The organism is Parafrankia elaeagni (assembly GCF_000374165.1).
GTDB classification, from domain to species: domain Bacteria; phylum Actinomycetota; class Actinomycetes; order Frankiales; family Frankiaceae; genus Parafrankia; species Parafrankia elaeagni.
In genome coordinates, this window is record NZ_KB893683.1 from 98,740 (window position 1) to 115,989 (window position 17,250).

The window sequence follows — 17,250 nt, forward strand, 5'->3', positions numbered from 1 at the left end:
CATCGTCACCGAACACGGTGACGGCACTCGACGCGAGCCGGTGACGGTTGCGCTGGGCGGAGGAGGAGCCGAGCACGGTGCGGGTCCGCATTGCACGCCCGACGCGGGAAGAAGAAGGTCATGTCGCGGGTCGCTGACCTGTCCACGCTCCCGCCGTCGCCGCCGCCGGGCCAGGGCGGCCCCTCCCCGGCGCAGCGCCCGCGCACGTCGCGGTCCGGCGCGCGCCACGTCGACCACCGCAGCCGCGCGCAGACCCGGGTCCGCTGGGAGCTGCTGCGCAACCTGGTCCGCAAGGACCTGAAGGTCAAGTACAAGGGCTCCACGCTGGGTTTCGCCTGGTCGCTGGCGAATCCGCTGCTCCTTCTGGTCGTCTACACCTTCGTCTTCCAGGTCGTGCTGGACACGGGGATTCCCCGTTTCGGCATCTATCTGATGTCCGGCCTGCTGGTGTGGAACGCCTTCTCGGGCAGTGTCTCCGCCGCGTGCGGTGCGGTGGTGGCCAACGCCAACCTGGTGAAGAAGGTACGTTTCCCGCTGCTCGTACTCCCACTGTCCGCGGTCGGTTTCTCCGCCGTGCACTTCCTGCTCCAGCTGCTGGTGCTGTTCGTGGTCATCCTGGGGCTGGGCTACAGCCTGTTCGGGCCCGAGCTGCTGCTGCTGGTGCCGGCGGGGGTGGTGGCGCTGCTGTTCACCGTCGCGCTGTCGGTGCTGCTGGCCGCGCTCAACGTCCGCTACCGCGACACCCAGCATCTGCTCGACGTCGCCCTGGTGGCCTGGTTCTGGATCAACCCGATGGTCTACGCGTACGGGCTGATCCAGAACCAGCTGAACGACTGGACCTGGGTGTACCTGCTGAACCCGATGGCGGTGGTCGTGGTCACCTTCCAGCGGGCGATCTACGACCCGCCGCCGGGGAACACGACCGCGAACGGCTCGGCGTCGGTCATCGCCGACACCGGGTACGCCTTCTACCTCGAGCACCTGGCGATCGCCGGGCTGATCTCGCTGGCCATGCTGTGGCTGGGGCTGCGGGTGTTCCGCCGTTTCCAGGCCGACTTCGCCGAGGATCTCTAGTGTCGTCACCGCCACTCGCCCCGCCCGCGCAGCCGGCGCAGCCCGACGGGCCCGACCGGGCCGCCGCGCAGGTGCCGCCGCCTGGCTCCCCGACCGTGATCCGCGCGTCCGGGGTGGGCAAGAAGTTCGTCGCCTACCACAAGCGCGCGACCAGCCTGAAGGAACGGTTCGTCCGCCGGGAGGCCGCCGCCGGGGACGATTTCTGGGCGCTGCGCGACATCGACGTCCAGATCGGCCGCGGGCAGACGGTGGGCCTGGCCGGGGCCAACGGCTCCGGCAAGTCGACGCTGCTCAAGGTGCTCGCCGGCATCCTGCGCCCCACCCACGGCGAGGTGGCGGTCAACGGGCGGATCGCCTCGCTGCTGGAGCTCGGCGCCGGGTTCAACGGCGAGCTCTCCGGCCGCGACAACGTCTACCTGAACGCCTCGCTGCTCGGCCTGTCCAAGCGGGAGATCGACCGGCTCTTCGACTCGATCGTCGACTTCTCCGAGCTGCGCCACAAGATCGACGACGAGGTGAAGCACTACTCGTCCGGTCAGTACGTACGGCTCGGCTTCGCCGTCGCGGTGCACGTCGACCCGGACATCCTGCTCGTCGACGAGGTCCTCGCGGTCGGCGACGAGGCGTTCCAGCGCAAGTGCCTCGACAAGATCGCACAGTTCCGGTCGGAGGGGCGGACGATCCTGTTCGTCACCCACTCCCTCGATCTGATCGAGAGCATGTGCGACCGGATCCTCGTGCTGGAGTCCGGCAACATGATCTTCGACGGCCAGCCGGCCGTCGGCACGAAGCTGCTGCGCCAGCGGCTGGGGAGCCTGCCCGTCGAGGGCGTGGCCGTGCCCTACGACCTGGCGCCGGTGAAACCGACGGCGGTGGCGTTCAGTCACAGCCCCGGCAGCCCGGCACACGTGCAGTACGACCCGGGCCAGCAGCTCACCGTCAGCGTCGAGCTGGACCTCACCGACCACGCCCCCGCGCACGTCTACCTGCACGTGGAGATCATGGGCCAGGGCGAGGTCCCGATCTGGGTGATGGAGACCCCGGCCGGTGGGGTCAGCCCCGGCCCGGGTCTCTCCGTGGTGGACTTCGTCGTCCCCCGGCTGCCGGAGCTGCTCGGGGCGTTCGCGGTCAACGTCCGGGTGTCGGACGCGGCCACCGGTCAGCCGGTAACGGCACGGCGGTTCGAGGACCTGTTCGGCGTGAGCGGCCTGCAGGTCGCCGGGCTGCTCCGGGTCGACTACGAGGCGAGGCTGCGCCGGTGACGGCCGGCCGAGGGCGGATGGTTCGATGAGCGTCGGTCCGAACAGCGGTTCCCACCCCGGTCTCAACGGGCACGGCCCGCGGCCGCCGGAGGGGGCGGGCACCGAGCCGCTCGCCACCGTCGTGATCGTGAACTGGAACGGGGCGCATCTGCTCCCGCCGTGCCTGGATGCGCTCGCGAAACAGGACGCACCGTTCACGTTCGAGACCCAGGTGGTCGACAACGCCTCCGCCGACGGCTCCCGGGAGCTGCTCGCCCGCCGGTACCCGTGGGTGACGGTCGTCCCCTCCGACCGCAACCTCGGCTTCGCCGGCGGGAACAACCTCGCGCTGCGGGGCGTCACCACACCGTTCGCGGTGCTGCTGAACAACGACGCGATCCCCGAGCCGGACTGGCTGGCGCGGCTGCTCGCCCCGTTCGGCGCGGCCGGCGGCAACCGCCTCGGCGCGGTCACCGGCAAGGTCGTGTTCCTCCCCCGTTTCCTGCGCCTCACCTTCTCGGCGCCGACGTTCTCCCCCGGCCCGCACGACCCCCGCGAACTGGGCGTGCGGATCAGCTCGGTGACGGTGGACGGGCGCGAGGTGCTGCGCGAGGTGCTCTGGGAGAAGCTCACCTTCGGCGCGGAGGGCCCGCCGAAGGCCCCGTTCTTCTGGACCCGCGGCGAGGGCGAGCTGTGCGTCCCGGTGCCCGAGGGCGGTCCGGTCACGATCGGGATCACCTGGGCGGCGGACACCGCCAAGCAGGTCACCCTCGGCTGGGAGCCGGACCCGGACTCGGAGCCGGAGCCGGGCACCGAGGCAGGAACCGGAGCGGCCGGAACCGGAGCGGCGGCGCCGTCGCGAACCCTGCCGGTGGGCGCCGAGCCGAGCACCGTCACGTTCACCGTTGACGCCGGTGCGCCGCGGGTGGACGTCATCAACAACGTCGGCGGCATCGTGCTGACCGACGGGTACGGCGCCGACCGCGGCTACCAGCAGATCGACACCGGCCAGTTCGACAACGCCGAGGAGGTCTTCACCGCCTGCGGCAACGGCATGGCGATGCGGACCGAGCTCGGCCACGACCTCGGCTGGTTCGACGACGACTTCTTCCTCTACTACGAGGACACCGACCTCTCCTGGCGCATCCGGTCGCGCGGCTACCAGATCCGCTACGTGCCGGACGCGGTGCTGCGCCACGTCCATTCGGCGTCGAGTGTCGAGTGGTCCCCGCTGTTCGTGTTCCACACCGACCGCAACCGGCTGCTGATGCTGACCAAGGACGCGACCGCCCGCACCGCGCTGCGGGCCGTGGCGCAGTATCCGCTGACGACGGCGTCGATCGCTGTCCGCACCGTGCGCCAGGCCTGGCGCGCGCGCAGCCGCCCGGCGGTGCGGCCGACGGTGCTGCGGGTCCGTGTGTTCTCCTCCTACCTGCGGCTGCTGCCCGCGATGCTGCGCCGCCGCCGCGAGATCGGTGCCGCGGCCACGGAACGCCGCGTCAGCCTGCAGAGCTGGCTGGTGGAGCGATGAGCACCCCGACCGACCCGATCGACGCGGCCAGCCCGAGCCCGACCGACGGGGCCGCCCCGGGCACCCCGGCCGGCGGCCCGGCTGTGCCCGATGGCCTGCGGGCCGCCGTCTACAACCGCTTCTGGCACTCGATGGGCGGCGGCGAGCGCCACAACGGCATGATCGCCCAGGTGCTGGCCGCCGACGGCCTGGACGTCGACATCATCGGGCATTCCGACGTCGACCTCGACGCCGTCGGCAGCCACCTCGGGCTGGACCTCTCCGGCTGCCGCTACCGGCGGCTGCCGGACCGCGGCGAGGAGGCGGTCGCCGCCCTGTCGGACGAGTACCACCTGTTCGTCAACGGCTCGTACATGAGCCGCCTCGCCCCGCGCTCGCCGCGCTCGGCCTACCTGTGCTTCTTCCCGACCCCGTTCGACCACGACATGGCCCCCTGGCGCAAGGCCGCGGTGCGCACCGCCGGCCCGCTGCTGCGCGGCGCGACACCCGCCGTCAGCTTCGGGCAGGGCTGGTATCCGCCCGAGGGCGGCCGCCGCCGGCAGTGGACCTGGACGAACGGCGCCGGAATCCTCGCCGTCAACCCCGGCGGCGGGCGGACCCTGCGGGCCGACATCGGACGTCCCGGCGCGCCCGAGGGCGTGCGCCTGCAGGTCCTCGACGCGGGCGGGACGGTGCTCGCGAAACTGGAGATCGGCCAGGAGTTCGCCCCGTTCGAGGTGGCGCTGCCGTCCTCGACCAACGGGACCGAGTTGACCCTGGTCAGCGACGCCTTCTCGCCGGGGGAGGCGGACGTCCGTGAGCTGGGGGTGGCGGTGAGCCGCCCCCGGGTCGCCGACGCCGACGAGGGCCCGCTGGAGCGGATGGCGCTGCGCTTCCCGTGGCTGCTGCGCGACCCGGCGGACCTCGGCTACCTCGACGGCTACGACACCGTGATGGCGAACTCGCAGTACACCCGGGGCTGGATCCAGCGGCTGTGGAAGCGGGACTCCGATGTTCTGTTCCCGCCCATCCAGGTCGAGCGCCTCACCCCGGCCGCGGCGCGGGAGAAGGCCGTCATCACCGTCGGGCGCTTCTTCGCCCCGGGGCTCGGCCACGCGAAGCGGCAGCTGGAGATGGTCCAGTGGTTCGGCGAGCTGTACCGCTCCGGCGGGCTGCCCGGGTGGCGGATGTACGTCGTCGGCGGCTGTGAGGACTCGCAGAAGCCCTATGTGGAGCAGGTCCGTGCCGCCGGGGCGGGGCTGCCCGTCGAGGTGCTGCCGAACGCGCCGCGGGCCGAGGTCGAGCGGCTGCTGTCCACCAGCTCGGTGTTCTGGTCGGCCACCGGCTACGGCGAGGACGACCGGCGGAAGCCCTGGACGGCGGAGCACTTCGGGATGACGACCGTCGAGGCGATGGCCGGCGGCTGCGTGCCGGTGGTCATCGACCGCGCCGGCCAGCGCGAGATCGTCCGGCACGGCCGGGACGGGTACCGCTGGGAGGGCCCCGAGCAGGTCGCCTCGTTCACCCGCCGGCTCGCCGCCGAGGACGGGCTGCGCTCCCGCCTGGCCACCGCCGCCGTCGAGCGGGCCCAGCAGTTCTCCGACGCGGCCTTCGCCGAGCGCTGGCACGACATCGTCGAGCGCCGCCGGCTGTACTCCTGATCGGCCGCTGACGTGCGCGTCGTCCTGGACGGCACCCCGCTGCTCGGGCAGCGCACCGGTGTCGGGCGTTACACGGCCGCCCTGCTCGCCGGGCTGGCCGCGCTCGGTGACCCGAAGCTCGACCTGGCCGCCACCGCGTTCACCTGGCGCGGTGGCGGCAGGCTGGCGGACGCGCTGCCGCCCGGGGTGCGGCCCGCGGCCCGCCGGGTCCCCGCCCGCCTGCTGCAGGACGCCTGGACCCGTTCCGAGCATCCCCCGACCGAGTGGTTCACCGGCCCGGCGGACCTCGTGCACGGGACGAACTTCGTGCTGGGCCCGCTGGCGTCCGCCCGCGGGGTGGTGACCGTGCACGACCTGTCCTACCTGCGCACCCCGGACACGGTCTCGGCGGCGTCGGCCCGCTACGCGACGCTGGTGCCGCGCGGGCTGCGCCGCGCCGCCGCGGTGCTGACCCCGAGCCGGGCCGTCGCGGACGAGGTGATCGCCGCCTACCGTCTGGACCCCGCCCTGGTCACCCCCACCCCGCTCGGCGTCGACGCCGCCTGGTTCGACGCTATCGCGCCCACCCGCGGCTGGCTCGCCGCCCGCGGCCTGCCCGAGCGCTACCTGCTGTTCGTCGGCTCCGCGGAACCGCGCAAGAACCTGCCGGTGCTGCTGGAGGCCCTGCGACGGCTGCGCGCCGACGACCCGGACACCCCGCCGCTGGCGCTGGTCGGCCCACCCGGCTGGGGCCCGGCCCTCGACACCGCCGGCCTGCCCACGGGCGCCGTCGTGACGCTCGGCTACCTCGACGAGGCGGAGCTGCGGACGATCGTCGCCGGAGCGGCGGCACTGTGCTTCCCCTCCCGCTACGAGGGCTTCGGGCTACCCCCGCTGGAGGCGCTCGCCGCCGGGACGAGGGTCGTCGCCGCCGACATCCCGGCGGTCCGCGAGGTGGTCGGCGGTGCCCCCGGGGTCCGCCTCGTCACTCCCGGCCGGGCCGACGCCTTCGCCGAGGACCTTGCCGCCGCGCTCGCCACGCTCCTCGCCGAACCGGCCGGCGTCAGCGCGACCGCCCAGGGCCGCGACCACGCCCGGACCTTCACCTGGGCCCGCACCGCCGAACTCACCGCCGCCGTCTACCGCCGCGTCGCCGGCTGAGCCCCAACGCCCAGGACCTGGTGCCCGGATCGGGGCCTCGCGGAACCCGGGCCGCGGGACCCGCGGGCCGCGTTTTCCGGTCGACAGCCGCAATCTGACACTGTGGTTCGGCTTCTCGGCCCGAGGTCGTATGTTGCGTTTCCGCTCCCAAGAAGCCACTTGTGTCCGTTCTCGTTGGAACGAGGACGAGTCACACGAGAAGATCGCCAGGAGCAACCTTCGCAAGGCCCTCAATTTCCTGCCCCTGGACGACAGGGAATAGTGGAGTCAACGGGAGTGGGCAGCGCACCTCAGAGCAGAACGTCGAAGACGATTACTACTCCGATCAGCACCCCCGTGAACAACAGACCGGAGATGAGGTGGTACACAATTCTCCTGCAGAAAACGAACCAGTACCCGATACGCAGAACGACGACGAAGAAAACCAGTCGACGCCCGGACAGACCCCAGGCCACACGCCGGGGAAACCACGGGTCATGGCGTACCGACACCCGCCCGCCCACTGTCGTCAGTGGCACGTGCATCCAGCAGAGTCGCGTCACATCTCGCGCGGTAATGTAACGGATCCGGGCAAGGTATCGGTCGGAACCGGCGGAACGGCGCTCCCGTATGCTCTCGACAACACCTTCGACGACCACGGCCCGGCGCGCCAGCCGCAACTGTTGACGGAGCTGCTCCCCACTTCGCACCACGAAGACGAACGCTCCGATGACGATCAGCGCCGCGACGCCTTCGACCGTCCAGAACACGAGTACGGCAGCCAGCGTCACGACGGCTGTCTCCCCGATCGGCCAGACCACGCTGTTCACCAGAGCACCGATCGTCCGCTCGGGCACTCCGGTCCGCCGACGATCTCTGTCGTCATGATCAGCAATGACGTCCGCGACCGCCAGTCGCTGGGAGAGTTTCCGGTAGCCCGTTCGCCCGATACCGGGGCCGCCCGCGACCTTGCCTTCCACCGACATCGGCCGATTGTTCCGCAAGATGCTTCGGCCGTTCTGACCGGCCGCCCGGCAGAGACGAGCCTGCGGGCTGGTCAGTGCGAAAGACCTCTGATCACGTCTCTCGGTAACTTTCACCGACGAGCTGGTCGCCGTCAGCCACTTCCGTGTCGACTGCCGAGACCGAGACCGGACGCCACCGCCACCGCCACCGTGGGACCGTCTCCACCGAGAGCTTCCACAGGGACAGCCCCAGGAGGGCGACGCCGAGCACGCCCAGCGCGATCAGGACGGCCAGTACCAGCGGGGCACGACCCGCTCCGACCGCGGTCACGTCGAGTGCGCCATGCAGCTGGTCGAACGGGGAACGGCCGTCCAGGAAGGGATCACGGCGGGCCAGTTCGCGACCGAGCATGGTCAGGACCGTCCCGCCGAGCACCAGGACCACCGCGAATGTCGGCAGGCCGCGGCGGGCCAGCGGAAGTGCCGAGCAGCCGGCAACGACCGCCAGCGTGAGGAGGGGCAGTGCCGGCAGCAGGTAGCGGGTGAAGGTCGCCCCGCCGGCGGCGACGTAGCCGACCAGTGTGGCCGTCGCGAGCAGGGCCTCGGCAACCACTGTGAGCCAGCAGATGACGTCCACCGCCCGGTCGTGTCGGGCAGGCTCCCAGCGGGTCCGTGGGGCCAGCAGGGTACGGATGGCCGCGGCGAGCAGGCCCAGCACCGTGAGCAGTCCGACGCCGACGATGGCCCGGTGCGGCACACCGTGCAGAAGAGTGGGGCGGCCGAAAAGGCCCTGGTAGATCGTCCACCAGAAGTCCTGGCTGGTGATGATCTCCCATACCGGCCGCTCGCCGTAGCCGGTGGGGAACATCCAGGCGGCCCGCTCGCTGCCGGCCGGGTCACCGTACAACCGGTTGTTGCGTGCGTAGAACCAGCCGGCCGCGGCGATCGTGAGCAGTCCCGTGACCGCGCTCGCGCCGAACCCGGCCAGCAACGGCCGGCGCCATCCAGCACCGACAGCCCGGGTGAGGTGGGTGCGGTCGGGGCCGGGGCGGTCGGGGCCGGGGCGGGTCCCGAGGGCGGCGGCGAGGCCGACGGCGGGCACGAGCACCGCGGCGGCCAGCCCGCCGCTGGCCCGGCCCAGCGCCGCGGCGGGGACGAGCAGGGCGATCGGGAGCAGCGTGCGGGCGGACGGGCCGCGGCGCGCCAGCGCGAGGGTGGCCGCGGTCGCCGCGGTGATCAGGGCGACCGCGAACGCGTCGTTGTAGACCTGGGAGGTGACGGCGATGAAGATCCCCGTCACCGCGAGGACTGCGGCGGCGCCGACCGCGAGGTCCGGGCGGGCGGGCAGCAGGCCCCGTACCAGCCACGCGGTGGCGACCACGGCGGCGATCCCGACCGCGAGGTTCAGCAGCCGGGCCGCGTAGAACCCCGCCAGCGGATGGTCCAGCGCCCGACCGGCGCCCAGCGGCAGCGCCTCCAACAGGTAGAACAGCGGCGGATGGTTCGCCGTGTACACCAGGTCCCAGTTGGTCAGCGCGGCGCCGGATCTCCGCGCGCAGGCGGGGAGCAGGGCCGCGTCGCGCCGGTCGACGGCGGCGCGGGCGGCTGCCGGCGGCATGTGGCAGTCCGGCGGCAGGCCGGGCATCCCGGGGATGGTGGAGCGGACCGGGGTGTCCAGTTCGGGCAGCCGGCCGGCCGCGACCTCCAGGGCGTAGGCGGTGTGCTGGGCCTCGTCGGCTCCCGCGAAGGGTTTCGTCGCGAGTGCCCCGGCCAGCCCGAGCACGCCGAGCAGCAGGCCCGCGGCGACGACACCGAGCACCAGCCAGCGCCGGGACGTCACCGGGACGGTCGGCTGCCGTCCTGGCGTCACCGGGACGGTCGGCTGGCTGTCGGGGGTCGCCGGGGCGGTCAGATCAGGCCGGGCCGGGGACATCCGCCGCGGCCAGAGCGGCGAAGTCGTCGTCGGCGTGGCCGGCGCTCTCGGCGGCGGCGGCGAGCCCCAGCGTCGCCTCCGCGATCGGCAGGCGGCCGGCGACCGCCTCGGTCGCGAGCCGGACGTCCTTCGCGATCCCGGTGACGGTGAAGGCGGCCGGGGAGTAGTCGCCCGACTCCAGCATGGTCCGCTTGTAGTTGACGAGGAAGCCGAGCGGCCCGCCGGCGAGTTCGGTCAGCAGCAGCCCGCGGTCGACACCGAGCTCGGTGCCGTAGCGGAGGACCTCGGCGACGGCGGCCATGCCTTCGGCGAGGCCGAGGTTGAAGACGGTCTTGAGCGCACTCGCGGCGCCGACGGGGCCCACATGGTCGATACGCTCGGCATCGCCGAAGGTCTCGAGGAGGTTGCGGGCCGCGGCCAGATCGGCCTCGCTGCCGCCGACCAGCACTCGCAGCGTCCCGGCTTCGGCTGGGCCCACGGTGCCGATCACCGGGGCGTCCAGGTAGCGCAGCCCGGCGGCGGACGCCTTCCGCCCCAGTTCGCGGGCGGGTTCGGGGCCGACCGTGGTGCAGTTGACCAGGAGCAGGCCCGGGGCCGCGGCCGGGATGACCGCGGCGAGCACGTCGGCGGCCGACCGCGGGTCGAACAGCATCAGCACGGCGGCGTCCGCCCCGCGGACGGCGGCGGCGGGATCCGCGGCCTCGGTCGCCCCGGCGGCCGTCAGCTCCCCGGCGCGGCCCGGGGTGCGGTTCCAGACGACCAGGTCGTGCCCGGCGGTCAGGAGGTGGCGGGCCATCCGGCCGCCCATGCGTCCCAGGCCAAGAAACGCGACCTTCATCAGGTTCCCCCGTCCGTCGTCGCAGCCGCCTTCCCGCGAAGCGCGGCGTCGTCCTGCTGCGCCTGTTCTACCCGCGGCGCCGCCACCACCGGCGTTTCCACCCGCGGCGTCTCCGGCGGCCGTGACGGGCGGAGGAGGCCGAGGGCGCCGAGCACCGCGGCCGGACCGAGCAGGCCGGTGACGGAACCCAGGTAGCGGTAGTCGAAAGCCGAGGTCAGGGAGGCGAGGAGCAGGGTCGACAGGCCCGCGCCGGCCGTGAGCCAGAACAGGCGGCCGGGGCCGGAGCGCCCGCGCCGCCAGCCCACGGCGCCAGCCGCCAGCCCACCGAGGATCCCCAGGCCGACCAGCGGCATCGCCGCGTAGGACAGCCCGGAGTAGCTCGCGAGCGGGCCGGCCAGGTGATCGTTCAGGTTCCGGACGGTGAGGTAGCCGTCGGTGGCGTGGGGATGGCCGTCAGGCAGTCGGTTGCTGCTGCTCCGCGGCAGTTCCCAGGTGTCGGCGCGGCTGGTGAGCACCGTCTCGTACGGGACGGGCCAGAAGTACCCGCCGAGGTAGCGGGCGGTGCTGGTGACCATCGTCCACGGCTGGGCGCGGATCACCTCGTGGGCGAACTCGCCCGCCAGCTCCTCCCGGCCCGGCGGGACGAGGTCGTTGCCCTGCCGCAGCAGCGAGTCGTCGGGCCACAGGTAGGTCACCGGGGAACCGCGCTCGCCGACCGGCCGGGGATCGCACAACGACCGCAGGTCATCGTCGTCGGGGAGCCGGTCGCAGTCGGCGAACGGTGCGACCCGCCCGTAGAGGAAGAATCCCGAATGGGCGGAGACAGTGAACCCCTTGCCCTGGCTGGCGCTCCAGGCCGAGTAGGCAACCACGGGCACGGCCGCCGCCAGCACGAACGCAGCCACCGGAGCGCCCCCGGCTGCCCAGCCGCGACCAGCCGCGAGCCTGCGACCGCCGCCGCCAACTCCGGCGTCACGGGTCGTGTCAGTCGTGTCAGTCGTGTCAGTCGTGTCGGTCGTGTCGGCGATGCGGGCACGCAGGGCGAGGACGACCGCGGCCAGCGCACCCAGCGCGATCGGGCCGTAGCCGACCGTCCGAACGGTGACGCTGGCACCGAGGAGGAGCCCGCCGAGGGCCCACCGCCATCCGACCGGAGGCCCCGGCCAGGCCAGGGCCAGGACGCCGCCCAGGACCAGCGTCCCGAACAGGCTGTCGGCGAGGACGAACTGGCCGAGGTCGAGCACCCAGGGTGCCAGCAGCGCCGGTGCCGCCACCAGCGCCGCCGGCCAGCCACCCCGCCCCCGGGCCAGTGCCGTCGGGCCGTGGTGGGCGAACAGCCGCCGCACGGCGGCGTACAGGGCGACGCCGGCCAGCAGCGTCAGCAGGTGCTGGACGACGACCAGCCGGGTCAGGTGATCGGGCGCGCCGATGACCCGCAGGAACATCGGATAGCCCGACGGGCGCCAGTCACCGGCCCACAGCCGCCGGCCCGCCTGGTCCAGGTAGGCGGGTGAGTCACCGTGGTAGAGCAGCGCGGGCCGGTAGGCCGCGATGACGACCACCCGGGCGGCGACGGCCAGGACCAGCACCGCGACGAACGCGGCGTGCCGGCGCAGCAGCCGCCCGGCGGTCCCGCGGCCGCGGTCCGCGGATGAGCTGGCCATTACCCGTCAGTCTCCCAGCCCCGCCGCGACCGCCGCGATCCAGCCCCGGGGTCCCGGCCCACGCCGTGCGTCCTGCGGCCAGCGTCCTGCGGCCAGCGGTTCGGCTGGGTCAGGCGGAGGCTTCGGTGCCCGCCGGGGCCTCGACGCCAAGCACGTCCGCGTCCAGCTTGGTGAACAGCCCGCCGGACCACTCCAGACGCCGCCCGGCCGGCACCGGCTGGCGGGCCCAGACATCCAGGTCGATGCCGAGCACCTCGGCGACCCGCGCCGAGCTGAACGGCAGGAACGGCGCGAGCGCGGTGGTGATGCCGGAGATCGCCTGGATCGAGACCGCGAGGCTGTGTGCCGCCGTGTCCTTGTCGACCTTGACGGTCTTCCAGGGCTCCTCGCGGTAGAGGTAGGCGTTGACCTCGGCGGAGATCTCCATCGCCGCGCGCAGCGCCGCCCGCAGCTCGACCCGGCCCAGCAGCTCGGCCACCTTCACCAGCCCGGCGTCGACGGAGGCGAGCAGCTCGGCGTGCACGCCGTCGAGTTCGCCGGTGGCCGGCAGCTCACCGCCGAAGAACTTGTTGATCTGCGCCATCACGCGGTTGACCAGGTTGCCCCAGTTCGCGATCAGCTCGTCGTTCACCCGGCGGACGATGTCGGCGTCCGAGATCTCGGTGTCGTTCTGCTCGGGCAGCACCGAGGCGAGGGCGAAGCGCAGCGCGTCCGGCTGCAGCAGCTCGAGGTACTCGCGCACGCCGCGGCCGATCCCGGCCGACTTGGACGCCTTGGCGCCCCCGAAGGTGACGTACTGGTTCGCCGGGACGTCGGTCGGCAGGTTCAGCCCGCCGTGGCCGAGCAGCATCGCCGGCCAGATGACGGTGTGGAAGGGGATGTTGTCCTTGCCGACGAAGTAGTAGGCGGTGGCCTGCGGGTCCTCCCACCAGGCCCGCCACGCCTGCGGGTCGTCCGTGCCGGCCGCCCACTCCTTGCTCGCCGACAGGTAGCCGATGACCGCCTCGAACCAGACGTACAGCCGCTTGCCCGGGCCGAGTTCGTCCGTCGGCAGCGGGACGCCCCAGTCCAGGTCACGGGTGATCGCGCGGTCGTGCAGGCCGTCCTTGACGAACTGCACCGACCAGTTCAGGACGTGCCGGCGCCAGCCCTGGCGGGTCTGCAGCCAGTCGAGCAGCTGGTCGGAGAGGCCGGACAGGCGCAGGAAGAAGTGTGTCGTCTCCCGCATCTGGGGCACCGCGCCGGTGACCTTGCTGCGCGGGTCGATCAGCAGCTCCGGGTCGAGGGTGCGCCCGCAGTTCTCGCACTGGTCCCCGCGCGCCTGCGGGTAGGAGCAGTGCGGGCAGGTGCCGACGACGTACCGGTCCGGCAGGAAACGGCCCGCGTCAGGGTCGAAGAACTGGGAGGTCTCCTTCGGGTAGATGTACCCGGCGTCGCGCAGGCGGGTGAACACGTCCTGCGCGGTGGCCTCGTGGTTCTTCGTGCGGGTGGTGGTGAAGAGATCGAAGCTGATCCCCAGCCCGGACCAGATCCGCAGGAACTCCGGGTGGTACCGGTCGACGATCTCCTGCGGGGTGACGCCCTCCTCGTCCGCCCGGACGGTGATCGGTGTGCCGTGCGCATCGGACCCCGAGACCATCAGCACCCGGTTGCCCGCCATGCGCTGGTAGCGGGCGAAGATGTCCGCGGGCAGGTAGGCACCGGCGATATGCCCGAGGTGCGGCTGCCCGTTGGCGTACGGCCACGCGACGGCGACAAGGACGGGACGGCCCTCGGGCCGCGCCGCCGTGCCGGGGGTCTGAGTGCTCACCACATCAACCTACCCGCCGGACGATGGTCGAGATCCACAGCCGCGGGGCGGCGGTTCGCCGGTCGCGGACCGGCCTGGCACGGCCTGGCACGGCGCGGCTCAGCCGTGCAGCTCCGGGCCGAAGTCGGCGACCGCGGCGGCGAACGCCTCGTCCCAGCAGCGCAGCGGGCGCAGGCCGGCGTCCTGCCACGACCGGGCGGAGAGCACCGAGTAGGCCGGGCGCTGCGCCGGGCGCGGGAACTGGGCCGTGGTGGTCGGCGCCACCTTGGCCGGATCCTCGCCGATCGCGGCGACGATCGCGCGGGCGAAGCCGAACCAGGTCGTCTCGCCGCCGCCGGTGCAGTGGTAGATCCCCGGGGCGGGTCGCGCCGTCACCAGGTCGAGCAGGCCGGCGGCCAGGTCGGCCGACCAGGTCGGGCTGCCGTGCTGGTCGGCGACGACGCTGAGCTCGTCGCGCTCCCGGGCCAGTCGCGCGATCGTCTTCACGAAGTTGGTGCCCGACCGCCCGTAGACCCAGGCCGTGCGCACCACGTACGACGCCGGGCACAGGGCCAGGACGGCCTCCTCGCCGGCGAGCTTCGTACGCCCGTAGGCGGAGACGGGGGCCGGCGGATCGTTCGTCTCGTACGGCTTCGAGGCGGTGCCGTCGAAGACGTAGTCGGTGGAGAGGTGGACGAGGGCCGCCCCGGCCTCGGCGCACGCCGCCGCCAGGTGTGCCGGGCCGGTGGCGTTCACGGCATAGGCACCGGCCTCGTCCGCCTCGGCGCCGTCGACGTTCGTCCACGCGGCGGTGTTGATGACGACGAGGCCGCCCTGCACCTTGGCCGGCCGGGCCTGGTCGGCGATGACCGCGCGTACCCGGGCCGCGTCGGAGAGGTCGAGCTCGGAGCGGGTCAGCCCGGCCCAGGCGAGCACGCGCGTGTCGCGCGTGCGGTCGGCCTGTGACTCCACGTCGAGGAGACGACACAGATCATGACCGAGCTGTCCACCGGCACCAGTGACGAGGATGCGCACCCCGCGAGTCTGGCAGACGTGGACGAACGGCTGGTGACGCCCCGTCAGCGGTGTCGCCGGGGCCGTACCCGCCGGGCCGGACCGGCATCGATCGACGCGAGGGGCGTGAGGCTACCCTGCTCCCTGATGACGCCCGAGACGCCCACGACGGACAAACCCGAACCGCGCGGGGAACAGCCGCCGGCGGCGGACGCCGCGGGCCCACCGGCGGGCACCGGTGCGACCACCGGGGCAGGCACCGCCCCCACCGCCGGAACCGGCACGGAAGCGGGCACCGGATCGGGTGGCGGGGTAGCCGGCCGGCGCCCCGCCGTCCCTGCGCTGGTCCTCCTCATCACAGCCCTGCATGTGGCACTTCTGGTGACCTATGCGTTCGTCTACCCGACCTGGACGGGCTACGACGAAGCGCAGCACGTCGACATGGTCTACGGCCTGCAGCACGGCGCCGGGTGGCCCGCGCCCGGCGAGAAGATGATCGCAACCGGGGTCGCGGCGACGTCCGACGACTTCGACCGGGGCCGGTACCAGGACATGTTCCAGTCCGGAGGCAAGCGCCGCGGGTCGCCGTCGTTCGCCGAGATCGCCCCCACCCCGCGCGGCGAGCGCCGGTCCTTCGACGAGCTCGGGGGGCCGACGCCGCTCGACGACGGCCGGCTGTCGAACCAGATGATCCAGCACCCGCCGCTCGTCTACGCCGTCGGCGCGGGTCTGCTGGAGATCCTGCCCGGTTCCGCCGGCTGGGCCTACGACCAGCAGGTCCTCGCGCTGCGGCTGCTGAACATCCTGATCGTCGCCCCGCTGCCGTTGCTCGCCTGGGCCGCCGGGCGCCGGTTCGGCCTGCCCGGGCCGCTCGCCACGGCGGCGGCGGCGCTGCCGCTGGCGGTACCCGGCTTCACCCGGGTCGGTGCGACCTTCAACAACGACGGCATCCTCGTGCTGGCGACCGGGGCGCTCACCGTCGTGCTGGCCGGAGTCGTGCGGGGCGACCTGCGCCGGCGGACGGCCGCCTGGGCCGGGCTCTGGTTCGGCGTGGCGATGCTGTCCAAGGCGTTCGCGTTCGCGCTGCCCGTGACGATCGTCGCCGCCTATCTCGTCGGCTGGCTCCGCCTCCGGCCGCGCGTCCAGGTCACGGATGACGGCAGCCCGGCCCCCACCCCGGCCCCCGCCCCCGCCCCCGCCCCGCGCCGCCCGCCCGCGCTGCGCCGCCTGCCTGTTCCGCGTGGTCTTCCCGTCCTGCCCGCGACCATCGCGGTCGGGCTGGGGCTGGTGATCGGCGGCTGGTGGTGGGTGCGCAACTTCGTGCTCTACGACGCCCTCCAGCCCAACGGCTGGGCGACGAACCCACCGCGCCGCGAGGCGCTGTTGCTTCCCGACTCGTTCCTCACCTGGTTCGGGTACTTCTTCCGGACGATGATCAGCCGGTTCTGGGGCGGACTCGGGATGTTCGAGCCACCGCAACTCTCCCCGGTGGCGATCGTCGCCGCCACCGTGACCGTGGTCGGTCTGGTCGTGACCGCGGTCGTCACGGCCGCCCGGCGCGGTCAGCCGGCAGCGGGCGAACCCGGACGGATCGCGTGCCTTGGTGCGCCGCTCGTACTCCTCACCCCGGCGGCCTTCGCGTATCTCATGGTCGGCCAGCGGAGCTGGGCCGAGTACGAGCGGTACACCCGGGGCATCGCGGTCCAGGGCCGCTACCTGTATCTGGGCCTGGTCGGACTGGCGGTGGTCACCGCCGCCGGGCTCGGGCGCGTGCTCGGCGGCCGAACCCGGCTGGCACCGTTGACCGTTCTCGCGGGCGCGGCGCTCATGCAGGGGCTCGCGCTGCTCGCGGTGTGCAGCTACTACTGGCTTCCGCGCGGCGTCGCCCTCACCCCCGCCCAGGTGCCGGACATCGTCTCCGCGGCCGCCCGCTGGGCTCCCCTGCCCTTCGGTGTCACCGTGGCTGTGTTCGTCCTGGCCGCGCTGGGCTGGATCGCCGCCCTCACGCTCGCCGCCCGCGCAGCCGCGGGCGGCGACCGGGCCACCACAGCCGCGGGTGGCGGCCGGGCCACCACAGCCGCGGGTGGCGACCGGGCCGCCGAAGCCGCGGGTGGCGACCGGGCCGCCGAAGCCGAGGCAGGCCCGGCTGCCGGGGATCCGGCCGCGCACCTCGCCGGGCAGGAGACGCCGACGCGTTCCTGAGCGCCTCGCCCGGAACCGCCTCACCCCGCGCGCCTCGCGCCGAACGCCTCGCTCTGCCTGGCTCGTTCTGCGGCGATCGGCCCCGCCGTGCCGGCCGCGCGCCGCAAAGACGCCGACCCCGAATCGCATGTGGCGTGACCCTGCGGGTACTTTCTGTAATCGAAGGCTGGGTGTTCACCGCCCGGAACGCGGAACCGCGACGACGCGCCGCGTGCCGGGCCCCGCCCCAGCCGGGCATCA

The 17,250-nt window shown here is 73.2% G+C and carries 12 protein-coding genes; 6 read left to right on the plus strand and 6 right to left on the minus strand.

Features of this window, described 5'->3' with window-relative positions; genetic code table 11:
- Positions 1–120 precede the first annotated feature (120 nt).
- Genes B207_RS0104845 through B207_RS0104865 form a run of 5 tightly spaced genes read left to right on the plus strand, consistent with a single transcriptional unit; the run spans position 121 to position 6,626 of the window.
- Positions 121–1,074 (plus strand): ABC transporter permease, encoded by a 954-nt coding sequence (locus B207_RS0104845; protein ID WP_026310680.1) that lies wholly within the window; start codon positions 121–123, stop codon positions 1,072–1,074.
- On the plus strand, positions 1,074–2,336 hold the full coding sequence (locus tag B207_RS0104850; protein WP_018635397.1) for an ABC transporter ATP-binding protein: 1,263 nt from the start codon (positions 1,074–1,076) through the stop codon (positions 2,334–2,336). The genes B207_RS0104845 and B207_RS0104850 overlap by 1 nt, the downstream gene beginning before the upstream one ends.
- A 25-nt stretch (positions 2,337–2,361) precedes the next feature.
- Positions 2,362–3,846, plus strand: a complete 1,485-nt coding sequence (locus B207_RS0104855) for a glycosyltransferase family 2 protein (protein WP_018635398.1) — start codon at positions 2,362–2,364, stop codon at positions 3,844–3,846.
- Positions 3,843–5,486: a glycosyltransferase gene (locus tag B207_RS0104860; protein WP_018635399.1), complete on the plus strand. Its 1,644-nt coding sequence runs from the start codon at positions 3,843–3,845 to the stop codon at positions 5,484–5,486. Before B207_RS0104855 ends, B207_RS0104860 begins: the two co-directional genes overlap by 4 nt.
- A 12-nt stretch (positions 5,487–5,498) precedes the next feature.
- Positions 5,499–6,626, plus strand: a complete 1,128-nt coding sequence (locus B207_RS0104865) for a glycosyltransferase (RefSeq protein ID WP_018635400.1) — start codon at positions 5,499–5,501, stop codon at positions 6,624–6,626.
- A gap of 290 nt (positions 6,627–6,916) precedes the next feature.
- On the opposite strand, the gene B207_RS0104870 is transcribed toward B207_RS0104865, so the two are convergent.
- The 6 genes from B207_RS0104870 to rfbD all read right to left on the minus strand — a co-directional run bounded on the left by B207_RS0104870 (position 6,917) and on the right by rfbD (position 14,829).
- Positions 6,917–7,591 (minus strand): DUF3592 domain-containing protein, encoded by a 675-nt coding sequence (locus tag B207_RS0104870; protein ID WP_018635401.1) that lies wholly within the window; start codon positions 7,589–7,591, stop codon positions 6,917–6,919.
- 91 nt (positions 7,592–7,682) lie between these two features.
- Entirely contained in the window at positions 7,683–9,440 is a 1,758-nt protein-coding gene (locus tag B207_RS0104875; protein ID WP_154675148.1) for a hypothetical protein, read from the minus strand.
- A 43-nt stretch (positions 9,441–9,483) separates the two neighbouring features.
- A complete protein-coding gene (locus B207_RS0104880) occupies positions 9,484–10,341 on the minus strand; it encodes an NAD(P)-dependent oxidoreductase (RefSeq protein WP_018635403.1) in 858 nt (285 codons plus the stop codon).
- The gene (locus B207_RS0104885; RefSeq protein ID WP_018635404.1) at positions 10,341–12,005 is read right to left on the minus strand and encodes a hypothetical protein; all 1,665 of its coding nucleotides are present in this window, start codon (positions 12,003–12,005) and stop codon (positions 10,341–10,343) included. The genes B207_RS0104880 and B207_RS0104885 overlap by 1 nt, the downstream gene beginning before the upstream one ends.
- Positions 12,006–12,114: 109 nt before the next feature.
- Positions 12,115–13,815 carry a methionine--tRNA ligase gene (gene metG / locus B207_RS0104890; RefSeq protein ID WP_035739949.1) on the minus strand — a complete coding sequence of 567 codons (1,701 nt, stop codon included), beginning with the start codon at positions 13,813–13,815 and terminating at the stop codon, positions 12,115–12,117.
- 99 nt (positions 13,816–13,914) lie between these two features.
- Positions 13,915–14,829 carry a dTDP-4-dehydrorhamnose reductase gene (gene rfbD / locus B207_RS0104895; protein ID WP_026310697.1) on the minus strand — a complete coding sequence of 305 codons (915 nt, stop codon included), beginning with the start codon at positions 14,827–14,829 and terminating at the stop codon, positions 13,915–13,917.
- Between the two features lie 126 nt (positions 14,830–14,955).
- Here rfbD and B207_RS32590 point away from each other — a divergent pair, with 126 nt between their 5' ends.
- A complete protein-coding gene (locus tag B207_RS32590) occupies positions 14,956–17,010 on the plus strand; it encodes a glycosyltransferase family 39 protein (protein ID WP_230204838.1) in 2,055 nt (684 codons plus the stop codon).
- Positions 17,011–17,250 lie beyond the last annotated feature (240 nt).

Excerpts from the sequence above, each read along its gene's own strand:
- B207_RS0104855 (WP_018635398.1), top strand. The coding sequence starts at position 2,362 with ATGAGCGTCGGTCCGAACAGCGGTTCCCACCCCGGTCTCAACGGGCAC.
- B207_RS0104845 (WP_026310680.1), top strand. The coding sequence starts at position 121 with ATGTCGCGGGTCGCTGACCTGTCCACGCTCCCGCCGTCGCCGCCGCCG.
- B207_RS0104880 (WP_018635403.1), bottom strand. The coding sequence starts at position 10,341 with ATGAAGGTCGCGTTTCTTGGCCTGGGACGCATGGGCGGCCGGATGGCC.
- B207_RS0104870 (WP_018635401.1), bottom strand. The coding sequence starts at position 7,591 with ATGTCGGTGGAAGGCAAGGTCGCGGGCGGCCCCGGTATCGGGCGAACG.
- B207_RS0104885 (WP_018635404.1), bottom strand. The coding sequence starts at position 12,005 with ATGGCCAGCTCATCCGCGGACCGCGGCCGCGGGACCGCCGGGCGGCTG.
- B207_RS32590 (WP_230204838.1), top strand. The coding sequence starts at position 14,956 with ATGACGCCCGAGACGCCCACGACGGACAAACCCGAACCGCGCGGGGAA.
- B207_RS0104860 (WP_018635399.1), top strand. The coding sequence starts at position 3,843 with ATGAGCACCCCGACCGACCCGATCGACGCGGCCAGCCCGAGCCCGACC.